The sequence below is a fragment of the Frigoribacterium sp. Leaf415 genome, assembly GCF_001424645.1.
Lineage (GTDB): Bacteria > Actinomycetota > Actinomycetes > Actinomycetales > Microbacteriaceae > Frigoribacterium.
Genome location: NZ_LMQR01000001.1, coordinates 2,646,355 through 2,659,673, shown reverse-complemented (window position 1 = coordinate 2,659,673; position 13,319 = coordinate 2,646,355). Strand labels below are relative to the sequence as shown.

Here is a 13,319-nt window from a genome sequence, read left to right as displayed (position 1 = left end):
GTAAACCGGTGCCGAACCCTGCGGGCGCCAGATGCACATTCGGTGGCGACAACCACCCCGCCACCTAGGGAGCAAAGAAGATGTTCGAGAGATTCACCGACCGTGCCCGTCGCGTCGTCGTCCTCGCCCAAGAAGAGGCGAAGATGCTCAACCACAACTACATCGGCACCGAGCACATCTTGCTCGGTCTGATCCACGAGGGCGAAGGCGTCGCCGCCAAGGCCCTCGAGTCGCTGGGCATCTCGCTCGACGCGGTGCGCGAGCAGGTGCAAGACATCATCGGCCAGGGCCAGCAGCAGCCGACCGGCCACATCCCCTTCACGCCCCGGGCGAAGAAGGTCCTCGAGCTGAGCCTGCGCGAGGCGCTGCAGCTCGGCCACAACTACATCGGCACCGAGCACATTCTGCTCGGCCTCATCCGCGAGGGTGAAGGCGTCGCCGCCCAGGTGCTCGTGAAGCTCGGCGCAGACCTCAACCGGGTCCGCCAGCAGGTCATCCAGCTCCTCTCCGGCTACCAGGGGAAAGAGGCGGTGGCCGTGGGCGGCGAACAGACCCAGGGCGCGCAGGGCGGCAGCCAGGTGCTCGACCAGTTCGGTCGCAACCTGACGCAGGCCGCGCGCGACAACAAGCTCGACCCGGTCATCGGGCGCGAGAAAGAGATGGAGCGGGTCATGCAGATCCTCTCCCGTCGCTCGAAGAACAACCCCGTGCTGATCGGTGAGCCCGGCGTCGGCAAGACCGCCGTCGTCGAGGGCCTGGCCCAGGCGATCGTCAAGGGCGAGGTTCCCGAGACGCTGAAGGACAAGCAGCTCTACTCGCTCGACCTCGGCTCGCTCATCGCCGGCAGCCGTTACCGCGGTGACTTCGAGGAGCGCCTGAAGAAGGTCACCAAAGAGATCCGCACGCGCGGCGACATCATCGTCTTCATCGACGAGATCCACACCCTGGTGGGTGCGGGTGCCGCCGAGGGCGCCATCGACGCCGCGTCGATCCTCAAGCCGCTGCTCGCCCGTGGCGAGCTGCAGACCATCGGTGCGACCACTCTCGACGAGTACCGCAAGCACTTCGAGAAGGACGCCGCCCTCGAGCGCCGCTTCCAGCCCGTCCAGGTCAACGAGCCCTCGCTGCCGCACGCGATCAACATCCTCAAGGGGCTGCGCGACAAGTACGAGGCCTTCCACAAGGTGTCCATCACCGACGGCGCGATCGTCGCGGCGGCGAACCTCGCCGACCGCTACGTCAGCGACCGCTTCCTGCCCGACAAGGCCATCGACCTGATCGACGAGGCCGGCGCCCGCCTGCGTCTGTCGATCCTGTCCGCACCGCCCGAGCTGCGCGAGTTCGACGAGCGCATCGCCGGCGTCCGCGGCCAGAAAGAGGGCGCGATCGAAGACCAGGACTTCGAGAAGGCCGCCTCGCTGCGCGACGAAGAGAAGAAGCTGCTCGGTGAGCGCCTCCGTCTCGAGAAGACGTGGCGCTCGGGCGAGGCCGGAGCCGGCGGAACCGTCGACGAGGGCATCATCGCCGAGGTGCTGGCCCAGGCCACGGGCATCCCGGTCTTCAAGCTCACCGAAGAAGAGACCTCGCGTCTCGTCTTCATGGAGAAGGCCCTGCACCAGCGCGTCATCGGTCAGGAGCAGGCCATCGCGGCCCTCTCGAAGACCATCCGCCGCACGCGTGCCGGCCTGAAGGACCCCAAGCGTCCCTCCGGTTCGTTCATCTTCGCCGGGCCCACGGGCGTCGGCAAGACCGAGCTGGCCAAGGCGCTCGCCGAGTTCCTGTTCGACGACGAGGGCGCGCTGATCTCGCTCGACATGTCCGAGTACGGCGAGAAGCACACCGTCTCGCGTCTGTTCGGTGCCCCTCCCGGGTTCGTCGGCTTCGAAGAGGGCGGGCAGCTGACCGAGAAGGTCCGCCGCAAGCCGTTCTCCGTGGTGCTGTTCGACGAGATCGAGAAGGCCCACCCCGACATCTTCAACTCGCTGTTGCAGGTGCTCGAAGAGGGTCGTCTCACCGACGGTCAGGGTCGTGTCGTCGACTTCAAGAACACGGTCATCATCATGACGACCAACCTCGGCACGAAAGACATCACGGGTGGCCCCGTGGGCTTCCAGATCGAGGGCGACACGGCGACCTCCTACGAGCGCATGCGGTCGAAGGTCACCGAAGAGCTCAAGAAGCACTTCAAGCCCGAGTTCCTGAACCGCGTCGACGAGACGATCGTGTTCCCGCAGCTCAACCAAGAAGAGCTGCTGCAGATCGTCGACCTGTTCATCAAGCGCCTGTCCGACCGCCTGCTCGACCGCGACATGACGGCCGTCCTCTCGCAGTCCGCGAAGGAGAAGCTCATCGAGATCGGGTTCGACCCGTCGCTCGGTGCGCGGCCGCTGCGTCGTGCGATCCAGCACGAGGTCGAAGACCGCCTGTCCGAGCGCATCCTGCAGGGTGAGCTCAACGCGGGCGACCACGTCCAGGTCGACTTCGTCGACGGAGAGTTCACCTTCGCCACCTCGCGTCAGCCGGGTCGCGAAGAGGTCCTCGTGGGCGACGCCCCCGAGATCGAGAGCTAGGCGCGACACCAGCACGACAGCGACACCAGCACGACAGCAACACCGAAGGAGGCGCGGGTCGCCTTCGACGCCCGGGGCGGTCTTCCACGACGGAGGCCGCCCTTCGGCGTACCCGGGGCCGGGTCGCGAACGCGTCGCTAGGCTGGGCGGCGGCCCGCGCCTCCTCGGGTCGTGGTCTTCGAGGGAGTCCCATGTCAGACGCGGCAGACGCGCCCACCGGTGCCGAACGGGTCGGCGACGCCGACCGACTCGGCGGTGCGGACCGACACGGCATCACGGTGCGGAACGCGGTCGTGAGCGACGTGCCGCACATCCAGCGGCTGTGCGAGCCGTTCGTGCAGAAGCGCATCCTGCTCGGCAAGGATCTCGTGACGCTGTACGGCGACGTCCAGGAGTTCCAGATCGCGGTCGGGCCCGACGGGGTGCCGATCGGCTGTGGTGCGCTGCACGTCATGTGGGACGACCTGGCCGAGGTGCGCACGCTCGCCCTCGACGCCGCGTGGATCCGCAAGGGGGTCGGCCACCGCCTCCTCGAGTCGCTCGAAGGGGCGGCCCGGAAGCTCGAGATCGGCCGGCTGTTCTGCCTGACGTTCGAGGTCGACTTCTTCGAGAAGCACGGGTACCTCAACGTGGGCGACGAGGGGCTCGTGCCGCCGGACGTCTACGGCGAGCTCGTCCGCTCGACCGACGAGGGTGTCGCGGAGTTCCTCGACCTGGCTCGGGTGAAGCCGAACACGTTGGGCAACTCGCGGATGCTGAAGGCGCTGCCCGCGCTGTAGTCGCTCGCGCGCGAACTCGCGTTCGTTGCGGCCGGTCGAGTGGTCCCGAATCGTCCCTCGTCCCGCTGGGAAGGACGATTCGGGACCACTCGACCCGCGCCTCCTGGGCTCTGGGGGTCTGGCGCTAGCCGAGGGCCTTGAGGAGGTCCTCGGGGTTGGCGGCCATGGTGTGCGGGCCGGCGATGTCGAAGAAGACCTGCTCGATGACGTCGAGGTGGGCCTCGAGGAAGGCGCGCAGCGAGAGCGCGTCGTAGAGCATGACCTGGCGGTTGGGGTCGTCGGGGACCATCGCGGCGTAGGTGTCGTCCGACGAGAAGAGCAGCAGGATGCGCTTGTCGGTGTTCTCGCGGCCGAAGACGCGGACCTGGTCGCCTTCGTCGGGGAGGGCTCCGTCGTCGGGGCCGCCGGTGGAGGGTGCGGCGTCGGCGGCGGCGGTGTCGCTCGTGCCGGTCGGCAGCACGAGCTTCGGGACGACGACCACGTCGTGACGCAGGGCGAAGGCGACGGCGGCGGCGTCCTGGGCGGCGAGGGCCAGCTCGAGCGACTCGGAGCGGAAGGTGCCGTTGCGGTCGGCCGGGTCGACGGGCTCGGAGGGCGTGGGGGCAGCAGGGGTGGCGTTCACAGGGTGGGTCACTGTCAGTTCAGGATCATCTGGGCGGTGTCGGCGGACGTGATGTCGCCGACCGAGACGGCGAGGCGGTACGTCGCGCCGCCGGCGGTGACGGGCTCACGCGAGGTCGACTCGCAGGTGTCGACGGACGAGCGCGTGCGGTCCCAGGCGATGGGGGGCGTGCTGAGGGTCTGGCCGGCGGTGAGCGTGACGACCTGGTTGGTGCCGTTGACCTGGCAGTCCTTCGACGACCAGTACTGCTCTTCGCCGCTCGTGATGACGAGCGTCTGCTGCGCGGAGCCGAGGTCGATCGAGCAGTCCGCGCGACCCGAGTTGGTGATCGACATCGAGATCTGCGGCAGCTCGGTCGCGGCGTAGCTCGTCTTGTCGGTGACCGGCTTGAGCTCGATGTCGCGGGTCGAGCAGGTCGCGGCGTCGGAGGCGCCCTCGGTCGAGGTGTCGGCCGGGTCGGCGGTGGCGTCGGCTGCGGGGGCGGTCTCGGTGGCGGCCGGTTCGCTGGGGGCGGCATCGGCCGGGGGTGCGGAGGTCGTCGCGGCGGCGCCGGGTTCTGCCGAGCCGGACCCGGGGCGGACGACGATCAACACGATGATGACCACGACCGCGATCAGACCGAGCGCGAGCACCGCACGACGACGCCAGTAGACCGAGGGCGGTTGCGGCCCGACCGGGTTCTTGAACGTCGACATGGGCACAGGTTAAGGGCCGGTCAGGGGGTTGGCCGGGACCAGCGCGGCGTGTGGGCTGAGAATCCGCGTGGAGCGGGGTGCAGGTGCCTGGTGAGGCGGTCGACCCGGGTGTACCCCGGTGTGGGAGATGTCGGGTGGGGGTGGGTGCTCGGGTCGTCGGGACGTGGGGCCGAGTGGGCAGAAGATGCTCGTCGTGTGCGGGGGAGGAGCATCTTCTGCCCACTCGTGCCCTGGCCTCGTGCGGGTCGGGCCGGCTTGGGCAGCTCTCGTTCCGGAGGCGCGGGTCGAGTGGTCGCGGATCGTCCGCCGGGTGCGTCGGAAGGACGGTTCGGAACCACTCGACGGGCTGGTGCTCGTGTGCGGGCGTGCAGGTGCGGGTGCGGCCGTCGAGTGGGCAGAAGGTGCTCGTCGGGTTGGTGGGAGCAGCAACTTCTGCCCACTCGCACCCGGCGTCGGACGTGCGGGACCGTACGTCCGCCGGCCGGCCCGGGCCCGGCCCGGGGCCCGGGTCAGGAATCACGGGACGCGTCAGCACACCCGAGTCGGCCTCGGGTCACGAGGCGCGGGTCGGGCCGAGAGACGCGGGTGTCCTGGGCGAGGAGGCGCGGGTCGAGCCGACTCAGAAGGCCCGGTCGAGCTCGCGGTCGCGTTCGGAGCCCGCGGCGCTGAATGCTCGGCGGAGCGCTTCGCGTAGGTTGCCCGATTCGGCGTCGACGAGCTGGGTGAAGCCGAGGCGGCGGGCTTCGGAGGCGCGCTGCTTGGGCGAGGAGACGGGGCGGATCTCGCCGGCGAGGCTGATCTCGCCGACGGCGGCCATGGTCTGGGGGAAGGGTTTCTCGCGGCTGGCGCTGGCGAGGGCGAGCGCGATGGCGAGGTCGGCGCCGGGTTCGGTGATCTTGATGCCGCCGACGGTGCTGACGTAGACGTCGGCGTCGCCGAGGCGGATGCCGGCGCGGCGTTCGAGCACGGCGAGCAGCATGGCGACGCGGGAGGAGTCGACGCCGTTGACGACGCGGCGGGGTTGGGGTGTCGAGCTGGCGACGATCAGCGCCTGGACCTCGACGGGGAGGGCGCGGCGGCCTTCCATGGCGACGGTGATGCAGGTGCCGCTGACGGGGGTGCCGTTGCGCGACATGAAGAGGCCGCTGGGGTCGGCGACTTCGGCGATGCCGTCGCCGGTCATCTCGAAGCAGCCGACCTCGTCGGTGGGGCCGAAGCGGTTCTTGTGGGCGCGGATGAAGCGGAGGGCGGTCTGCCGGTCGCCTTCGAACTGGCAGACGACGTCGACGAGGTGTTCGAGCAGGCGCGGGCCGGCGATCGTCCCGTCTTTCGTCACGTGCCCGACCAGCAGGACGGGCAGATTGCGGTCTTTGCTGACGCGGATGAGGGTCGACGCCACTTCGCGCACCTGGGAGGTGCCGCCGGCGATGCCGTCGATGGTCGATGAGGAGACGGTCTGCACCGAGTCGACGATGACGAGCTGGGGGTCGACCTGGTCGATCTGGCCGAGGATGACCGAGAGGTCGACCTCGGCGGCGAGGAAGAGGTTGTCGTGCATGGCGCCGGTGCGTTGAGCGCGGAGGCGGACCTGTGATGCGCTCTCTTCGGCGGTGACGTAGAGGACGCGGGCGCCGGTGGCGGCGGCGCGGGAGGCGACCTCGAGCAGCAGGGTGGACTTGCCGACGCCGGGTTCGCCGCTGAGCAGGATGGCGGCGCCGGGGACGATGCCGCCGCCGAGGACGCGGTCGAACTCGGCGATGCCGCTGGGCCAGTAGGCGACGCTGTTGGCTTCGACCTGGGTGATGGGTCGGGCGACGCGGTCGCCTTCGACGCGGACCGAGGCGGTGCCGCGCGCGCTGACGAGGGCCGAGGTGACGTCGACGACGGTGCCCCACTTCTGGCACTCGCCGCAGCGCCCGGCCCACTTGAGCGACGTCCACCCGCACTCGGTGCAGCGGAACGGGGGAGTGGTGGTGCGAGCCATGCCGTCAGCCTAGGAGGCGCCCCCGACATCGGCGGAGGCGTCCGTCGGGGACGTGGTGGCGCCTCCTGCGGTGTCCGTCGTCGGGGTGTCGCTGCTGGTGTCGGCGGTCGGGGCCGCGGCTGCTGCGGCCGTGTGGGCCGCGACGGCTTCGGCCTCGCGGGCCTCGTGGGCGGTGGCGGCCTCGTCGGCGGCGATGCGGGCGAGGCGGGCGGCGATGGCGGGTTCGAAGGCCGAGGCCCAGACACGGTAGCCGCGGTCGTTGGGGTGGAAGAGGTCACCGGCCGAGTTGCGGTAGGTGCGGAAGAACCCCTGGCGGCGGGTGGTCTCGTAGAGCGGGGCGACGGTGAGGCCGAACTCGCCGGCGACGCGGCGGACGATGGCGTTGGCCTCGACGAGCTTCTTCTCGCGGTCGGGAATCCACATGGCGGGCAGATCGCCGACGATCGCGTGTGAGGGCAGGGCGCCGTAGATGACGCGGAGGTTCTTCTCGAACGACTCGGGGTTGAACTGGATGATGTCGTTGGCGCCGATGGCCACGGTGACGACGTCGGGCTCGTACTTCTCGAACTTCGGCAGCTGGTCTTTGCGGCAGAGCCAAGTGGTTGAGCCGCTGACGCTGAGGTTGACGACGCGCAGAGAGGTGTGGCTCTGGCGGCGCATGTACGCCGAAAGTCGGCCGACGTAGCTGCGGGCCGGGCTCGAGGCGCCGATGCCCTGGGCGGCGGAGTCGCCCATCGCGACGTAGAGCAGCTTGCCCTTGCGGTCGAAGCGGTCGCGCCACCAGGCGGAGTGGACAGGCAGCAGCGCGTTCAGCTCGGAGGCGGCCGCGTTGCGGCGCTGCATGAAGCGGCTGACGCCGGCGCCGGCGGCGGCCGTGGTGGCGAGGGTGACGCCGACGCCCGAGAGGAAGGCGGTGACGGTGTGGCGTGAGGGCATGGGCCGAGGCTACGCCGGGCTTCGATGCCCGTGCCGGGCGTCAGTGCACCCTGTGCACAACCCCGAGGAGGCGCGGTGCGGTGGACGAGCAATCCCCCGGTTTCGTCCCTGCCGCCGGATGTACTAAACTCCTTCTCGGTACCGTGTCCGAGCGGCCGAAGGATCATGTCTCGAAAACATGTGTGGGGGTTAACTCCACCGTGGGTTCAAATCCCACCGGTACCGCCAAAGAAAACCCCTGCTGAGGCAGGGGTTTTCTCATTTCCTCATCGGCTCGTGGTGCACTTGTGGTGCATCCTGCAAGAAGGACCGCTCAGTCGACGCGTCGCGCGGCGGCAGCTGGGTGCCTCGCCTCGGCTTGAGATGCTCTCGGTTCTGAGCTCAGACGGTCTTGTCTCGTGCCGATCGAGTCGGGTCCTGAGCGCTCAGTCGAGTGAGCGGCACCGCGTCGGCCGGCGAAAGACCTAGGAGGGGTCAACGCGGCGACGTCGCTCGATGAAAACGGTGTCACGCCATATCCCGGCATACGGGCCCGTGTCGGAACGCGCGATCCGTTCCCGCGTCCCGATCCGGCGGAACCCCGCCCGGTCGTGGAGGGCCAAGCTCGCCCCGTTCTCGGGGAAGATCGTTGACTGAACGGTCCAGATGCCCCCGGCATCGACTGAGGCGAGGAACGAACTCAGCAGTTCACGCCCGATGCCTCGGCCCTGGGCCGAGGCGGCGATGTAGACGGAGTGCTCGACGACACCGGCATAGGCCGGCCTGGCCGACGTGGCGGACGCCGCCACCCAGCCGAGGACCGAGCCCGTGGTGTCGTCGACGGCGACGAACCGGTGCGCGGCGAGCTTGCCGGCATCGAACACCTCCCAGGTGGGGGTGTGGGTCTCGAAGGTGGCGTTACCGGTATCGATGCCCTCTTGATAGATCCGCTCGACAACAGGCCAGTCGCCCGGAGTCATCGCCCGGACGGCGACGCTCACGAGCAGCACGCACCTACTGCCGGCCCGTCGACGGCGCACCCGGAGGCGTCCGGGAGGTTCGTCGAGCAGACACCCGTCTCAGGGAGTTCGAGCTGAACCAGACGGGCGGCTTCGTGGTTGCCGGCGAGTTCGTCCGCGATGGAGCGGACCTGCTCGTAGCCAGTGAGGAGAAGGAACGTCGGGGCACGGCCATAGGACTTCATGCCGGCGATGTAGAAGTTCGGCTCCGGGTGCCCCAGCTCCGCGACGCCGTGCGGGTAGACGGTGCCGCAGGAGTGCAGGTTCGGGTCGATCAACGGCGCGAGCTGCCGGGGTGCTTCGACGATCTCGTCCAGGGACACCCGGACCTCACGGAGCATGTCGAGGTCAGGGCGGAACCCGGTCGCGTTCACCACCACGTCCGCAGCGACCGTCAGGGGCTCACCGCGGCGACGCCCGATGAGCTGCACGCCGTCGTTGATCTTGGTGACGTCGTCGACCTCGAACCGGTCCACGAGGGCGATCGCGCCCGCACGGACGAGGTCGCGGACGGCGCTGCCGAGGTCGCCGCGGCCTTCGAGCTGGTCGGCTGCGGACCCGTAGACCCGGGCGGGAGTGCTGCTGCGGATCGCCCACGTGATCGTCGTCCCGGGGGCTTCCTTGGCGAGGGCCGCGAGCTTGATGAGGGTGTTCGCGGCCGAGTGACCGGCGCCGACGACGACCGTGTGGCGGCCGGCGAACCGGTCCCGGTCCTGGCCGAGGACGTCGGGCAGGGCGTGGCTGATGCTGCCGGCGACGTCGTCGCCGTGGGAGAGGCCGACCCCAGAGGAGGTGAGGGTGTTGGGGGTCGTGTAGGTGCCGGAGGTGTCGATGACGGCGCGGGCGAGTTCGTCGCGCACCTCGCCGTCGTGGTCGAGGCGCAACAGGAACGGGGTCTCGGCACGACCGGTGGAGCGGGTGCGGTCCATGCCCTGCCGGGACACCGCGGCGACCCGGTGCCCGTACCGAATACGGCCGGACAGCTCAGGGGTCGCGGCGAGGGGTTCGAGGTAGTCGCGGACGAAGTCGGCACCGTAGGGGAGCTTCTTCGCTGCCGGGGCCTCCCAGTCGGTGGTGTCGAGGAGGCGCGCGGCGGCCGGGTCGACGAGGTGCTCCCACGGGGTGAACAGGCGCGTGTGGCCCCACGCACGGACCGCCGTCGCGGCGCTCGGGCCGGCTTCGTAGATCACGACGTCGACGCCACGTTCGAGGAGCTGCGCGGCAGCGGCGAGGCCGACAGGGCCGGCGCCGATGACGGCGACGGGGAGCCCGGCGAGGGTGGGGGCGTCGGTGCGGGGCGGGACAGAGAGGGTGAGGCTCATGCGGGGAGGCCCTTCGATTCGATGCCGAGTTCGGTCAGGAGCGATTCGACGAGCTTGCGAACGTCGTCGCGGATGAGGCGCACCTTCTCGAGGGGGAGACCTGCGGGGTCGGTGAGGTGCCAGTCGCGGTAGGTCTTGCTGGGGTAGATCGGGCACGCATCGCCGCAGCCCATCGTGATCACGACGTCGGCTGCCTGCACGACGTCGTCGGTCAATGGCTTCGGGAACGCCTCGTCAAGGTCGAGGCCCAGCTCCCGCATCGCTTCCGCGACGACGGGGTGGAGATCCCGGGCAGGCATCGACCCGGCCGAGCGGACGTGGACGCCACCGCCGGAGAGGACCTTGGTGAACACGGCTGCCATCTGGGAGCGGCCGGCGTTCTGCTCGCAGACGAACAGCACCTCCGGCACCGTCCGCTCGATGGCCCCGGTGGCCTGCCCGAGGGCGGTCAGCCGATCGACGGCGAACCGGGTCGCGTTGGTGGTCAGGTGCGCCCGGACCTGCGCTGTGCGAAGGAGCGCCGTGTAGGACTCGAGCACGTACCGCTCGATCGTCTCGGGCCCGAAGATGCCCTCGAACCGGGTGGCGAGGTCGCCCGCGGCACGCTTGAGTGCGTCCTCGGGGAAGGCAAGGCCCGGCAGGCCGCGCCTCGTGGTCAGGTCCGTCATCGTCGTCTCGTCGCAGCTCAGGGTCAGGCGGTCGCGGGTGCGATCTCGGCCAGGAGGGCCTGGATGCGGCCCTTGATGTCGTCGCGGATGGGGCGGACATCCTCGATGCCGCGGCCGGCGGGGTCGGTCAGCTCCCAGTCCTCGTAGCGCTTGCCGGGGAAGATCGGGCACGCGTCGCCGCAGCCCATCGTGATCACGACGTCGCTGTCCCGGACGGCCTCGGTGGTGAGGACCTTGGGCTGGTTGCCGGCGATGTCGATGCCTTCCTCGGCCATGGCCTGGATCGCGATCGGGTTGATCTGGTCCTTGGGCTCGCTGCCGGCGGAGAGGACGTCGACGCGGTCGCCGGCGAGGGCCTGCATGTAGCCGGCGGCCATCTGGGAGCGGCCGGCGTTGTGGACGCAGACGAACAGGACGGTGGGCTTGGTGCTCATGACGGGTTCCTTCGGGTGGGTGTCAGATCCGTTCAGCGATGCGCGCTGCCGGGGCGGGGGAGGGGAACAGGCGTGGCCGCAGCCACAGGGACAGGTACACCAGCGCCACGAGCGCCGGGACCTCGATCAGGGGGCCGACGATGCCGGCGAGGGCTTGGCCGGAGGTTGCCCCGAACGTGCCGACCGCGACCGCGATCGCCAGCTCGAAGTTGTTCCCCGCGGCTGTGAACGCCAGCGTCGCCGTCCGGTCGTAGGCGAGGCCGATCGCCCGTCCGGTGAAGAACGCGACGAGGAACGTGACGGCGAAGTAGACCAGCAGGGGCACGGCGATGCGGACGACGTCGAGGGGCCGGTCGACGACTTGCTGCCCTTGGAGGGCGAAGAGCATCACGATGGTGAACAGCAGCCCGTAGAGGGCGAAGGGGCCGATCTTCGGCAGGAACCGTGTCTCGTACCAGGTGCGTCCCTTGGTCGCTTCCCCGATGCGGCGGGAGAGGTAGCCGGCGAGGAGGGGGATGCCGAGGAACACCAGGACGCTGAGGGTGATCGACCAGATGCTGAACGACGCGCTCGTTGTGGGGAGCCCGAGCCAGGCGGGGAGGATCTGGAGGTAGAACCAGCCGAGGCCGGCGAACGCGACGACCTGGAACACCGAGTTCAGGGCGACGAGGAAAGCGGCGGCTTCTCGGTCGCCGCAGGCGAGGTCGTTCCAGATCAGCACCATGGCGATGCACCGGGCGAGCCCGACGATGATCAGCCCCGTGCGGTACTCCGGCAGGTCGGGCAGGAACACCCACGCCAGGGCGAACATCAGCGCAGGTCCCACGACCCAGTTCATGACCAGTGACGACACCAGGAGGCGCCGGTCACCGGCAACAGCTCGGGTGTCGGAGTAGCGGACCTTCGCCAGCACCGGGTACATCATCACCAGCAGCCCGACCGCGATCGGCAAGCTCACCTGCCCCACCTGGAACGAGTGCAGCAGCTCACCGAACGCCGGCACGAACACCGCCAGCAGCAGCCCCGCACCCATGGCGGCGAGAATCCACACGGGTAGGAAGCGGTCAGCGGTCCCGAGCCGGGCAGGCGCGGTGGTGGTGGTCGTCATGCAGCTCCGTAGATCGATGAGTGTCGATGTGTTGAGCCTGCCCCAACCCATCGACGACTGTCAATCTGTGTGGAAGAGTGTTCACATGCCCGTCGCCGAACTCCTGCCCCTCACGGACGTGACCGCGTGCTGCGCACCGCTGGCCCGTGAGGCGATGGACGCGGAGAACGCCGAGAAGTTGGCCCGCAGCCTGAAGGCGATCGCAGACCCGGCCCGGCTCCGGCTCATCTCGATGGTCGCTGCCCACGACGGCGCCGAGGCGTGCGTCTGCGACCTCACCGAACCCCTCGGGCTCAGCCAGCCGACCGTCTCGCATCACTTGAAGGTCCTCGTCGACGCGGGCATCCTCACCCGCGACAAACGTGGAATCTGGGCGTACTACGCACTCGTCCCTGGAGCTCTTGACTCGCTCGGGAAGCTCCTCGTCACCGCATAGGCCACAGAGCATCTGTGCGTCCGGGAGTCGATCGCCTATCGGACGTTCCTGGAGCGTGCTGCAAGCTCGACGTGTTGGTCGGAAGTCGAATGAATCTCGTAATAGCATCCGAGGGTGCCAGCACTGACCGACGACGTTCCCGGCGAACTTATCCAGAAGCTCGGAGAGGACGGCGCGCGCAGGGTGAAGGTGTGGCTCGATTCCACAACTCGCGTCACGTCCACCTGGTCGGTCTACGACCGCTTCGGAGCGGATCGCCTCATGTATCCGTGGCCGAAGGGCGGCAAGTCTTACTCCTACGACATTGGTGGACTCTTCTTTGGAGGCGACCTCCACCAACAGTCGTTTCTGGTTGAGTGCAAGAAGTACTCCAACCCGAATCAGGGTGGAGCCTTCGATAAGTTCCTGGCGCAGAGCTACGTCACGCTGAAAGATCATCCTCAGCTCGCGGATCATTTTCTTTGGGTCACTTGGCACCCGTTTAGGCAGACAACGTGGAACGACCTTGCGAGCGAAGACAACATTCGTACCGCCCTCATCGCCGAGAAAAGTCGGGTATTTGGGGACGTCACTGATGACGAAGCGCTCGACGCCGTTGACGCGTCGATCGTGGCTGATCTTGTGGACCGCGTGTGGGTAATTGTTCTCTCCGATAAGCAAGAGACTCTCGTCATCAGTCGCGAAGACCGGGCCGACCTAATGAGGATTCGCATACTCAAGGAAGAGCAGTAGCCACCGTGGACACCTCTCGTTCAGCACTTGACGCG

General features: G+C 68.8%; 13 protein-coding genes and 1 tRNA gene. 5 read left to right on the top strand and 9 right to left on the bottom strand.

Annotated elements, in window-relative coordinates; translation table 11 throughout:
- The first annotated feature begins 80 nt into the window (after window positions 1–80).
- Window positions 81–2,570: an ATP-dependent Clp protease ATP-binding subunit gene (locus tag ASG28_RS12340; protein WP_055975577.1), complete on the top strand. Its 2,490-nt coding sequence runs from the start codon at window positions 81–83 to the stop codon at window positions 2,568–2,570.
- Between the two features lie 191 nt (window positions 2,571–2,761).
- Window positions 2,762–3,349 carry an amino-acid N-acetyltransferase gene (locus tag ASG28_RS12335; RefSeq protein WP_082454623.1) on the top strand — a complete coding sequence of 196 codons (588 nt, stop codon included), beginning with the start codon at window positions 2,762–2,764 and terminating at the stop codon, window positions 3,347–3,349.
- Window positions 3,350–3,473: 124 nt separating this feature from the next.
- On the opposite strand, the gene ASG28_RS12330 is transcribed toward ASG28_RS12335, so the two are convergent.
- The 4 genes from ASG28_RS12330 to ASG28_RS12315 form a co-directional block, all read right to left on the bottom strand.
- A complete protein-coding gene (locus ASG28_RS12330) occupies window positions 3,474–3,971 on the bottom strand; it encodes a dehydrogenase (protein WP_235497084.1) in 498 nt (165 codons plus the stop codon).
- A 14-nt stretch (window positions 3,972–3,985) separates the two neighbouring features.
- On the bottom strand, window positions 3,986–4,666 hold the full coding sequence (locus ASG28_RS12325; protein WP_055975572.1) for a hypothetical protein: 681 nt from the start codon (window positions 4,664–4,666) through the stop codon (window positions 3,986–3,988).
- 619 nt (window positions 4,667–5,285) lie between these two features.
- On the bottom strand, window positions 5,286–6,650 hold the full coding sequence (gene radA / locus ASG28_RS12320) for a DNA repair protein RadA (protein WP_055975569.1): 1,365 nt from the start codon (window positions 6,648–6,650) through the stop codon (window positions 5,286–5,288).
- Window positions 6,651–6,659: 9 nt separating this feature from the next.
- Window positions 6,660–7,586: an SGNH/GDSL hydrolase family protein gene (locus ASG28_RS12315; RefSeq protein ID WP_157485717.1), complete on the bottom strand. Its 927-nt coding sequence runs from the start codon at window positions 7,584–7,586 to the stop codon at window positions 6,660–6,662.
- 137 nt (window positions 7,587–7,723) lie between these two features.
- On the opposite strand from ASG28_RS12315, the gene ASG28_RS12310 reads away from it, so the two are divergent.
- A tRNA-Ser gene (locus ASG28_RS12310) sits at window positions 7,724–7,814 on the top strand.
- A gap of 236 nt (window positions 7,815–8,050) precedes the next feature.
- Here ASG28_RS12310 and ASG28_RS12305 read toward each other — a convergent pair.
- The 5 genes from ASG28_RS12305 to arsB are packed head-to-tail and all read right to left on the bottom strand — an operon-like array spanning window position 8,051 to window position 12,116.
- The gene (locus ASG28_RS12305) at window positions 8,051–8,545 is read right to left on the bottom strand and encodes a GNAT family N-acetyltransferase (RefSeq protein WP_055977572.1); all 495 of its coding nucleotides are present in this window, start codon (window positions 8,543–8,545) and stop codon (window positions 8,051–8,053) included.
- A 17-nt stretch (window positions 8,546–8,562) separates the two neighbouring features.
- Entirely contained in the window at window positions 8,563–9,906 is a 1,344-nt protein-coding gene (locus ASG28_RS12300; RefSeq protein ID WP_055975566.1) for an FAD-dependent oxidoreductase, read from the bottom strand.
- On the bottom strand, window positions 9,903–10,574 hold the full coding sequence (locus ASG28_RS12295) for an arsenate reductase ArsC (protein ID WP_055975564.1): 672 nt from the start codon (window positions 10,572–10,574) through the stop codon (window positions 9,903–9,905). Before ASG28_RS12295 ends, ASG28_RS12300 begins: the two co-directional genes overlap by 4 nt.
- Window positions 10,575–10,597: 23 nt before the next feature.
- Window positions 10,598–11,008 (bottom strand): arsenate reductase ArsC, encoded by a 411-nt coding sequence (locus ASG28_RS12290; RefSeq protein WP_055811500.1) that lies wholly within the window; start codon window positions 11,006–11,008, stop codon window positions 10,598–10,600.
- A gap of 22 nt (window positions 11,009–11,030) precedes the next feature.
- Window positions 11,031–12,116 (bottom strand): ACR3 family arsenite efflux transporter, encoded by a 1,086-nt coding sequence (gene arsB, locus ASG28_RS12285; protein ID WP_055975561.1) that lies wholly within the window; start codon window positions 12,114–12,116, stop codon window positions 11,031–11,033.
- A gap of 85 nt (window positions 12,117–12,201) precedes the next feature.
- Between arsB and ASG28_RS12280 the strand changes: the two genes are divergently transcribed.
- Window positions 12,202–12,552 (top strand): ArsR/SmtB family transcription factor, encoded by a 351-nt coding sequence (locus ASG28_RS12280; RefSeq protein WP_043594596.1) that lies wholly within the window; start codon window positions 12,202–12,204, stop codon window positions 12,550–12,552.
- Between the two features lie 114 nt (window positions 12,553–12,666).
- A complete protein-coding gene (locus ASG28_RS12275) occupies window positions 12,667–13,284 on the top strand; it encodes a hypothetical protein (protein WP_055975558.1) in 618 nt (205 codons plus the stop codon).
- The last annotated feature ends 35 nt before the right edge of the window (window positions 13,285–13,319 follow it).

Excerpts from the sequence above, each read along its gene's own strand:
- ASG28_RS12340 (WP_055975577.1), top strand. The coding sequence starts at position 81 with ATGTTCGAGAGATTCACCGACCGTGCCCGTCGCGTCGTCGTCCTCGCC.
- ASG28_RS12335 (WP_082454623.1), top strand. The coding sequence starts at position 2,762 with ATGTCAGACGCGGCAGACGCGCCCACCGGTGCCGAACGGGTCGGCGAC.
- ASG28_RS12325 (WP_055975572.1), bottom strand. The coding sequence starts at position 4,666 with ATGTCGACGTTCAAGAACCCGGTCGGGCCGCAACCGCCCTCGGTCTAC.
- radA (WP_055975569.1), bottom strand. The coding sequence starts at position 6,650 with ATGGCTCGCACCACCACTCCCCCGTTCCGCTGCACCGAGTGCGGGTGG.
- ASG28_RS12315 (WP_157485717.1), bottom strand. The coding sequence starts at position 7,586 with ATGCCCTCACGCCACACCGTCACCGCCTTCCTCTCGGGCGTCGGCGTC.
- ASG28_RS12305 (WP_055977572.1), bottom strand. The coding sequence starts at position 8,545 with ATGACTCCGGGCGACTGGCCTGTTGTCGAGCGGATCTATCAAGAGGGC.
- ASG28_RS12300 (WP_055975566.1), bottom strand. The coding sequence starts at position 9,906 with ATGAGCCTCACCCTCTCTGTCCCGCCCCGCACCGACGCCCCCACCCTC.
- ASG28_RS12295 (WP_055975564.1), bottom strand. The coding sequence starts at position 10,574 with ATGACGGACCTGACCACGAGGCGCGGCCTGCCGGGCCTTGCCTTCCCC.
- ASG28_RS12290 (WP_055811500.1), bottom strand. The coding sequence starts at position 11,008 with ATGAGCACCAAGCCCACCGTCCTGTTCGTCTGCGTCCACAACGCCGGC.
- arsB (WP_055975561.1), bottom strand. The coding sequence starts at position 12,116 with ATGACGACCACCACCACCGCGCCTGCCCGGCTCGGGACCGCTGACCGC.
- ASG28_RS12280 (WP_043594596.1), top strand. The coding sequence starts at position 12,202 with ATGCCCGTCGCCGAACTCCTGCCCCTCACGGACGTGACCGCGTGCTGC.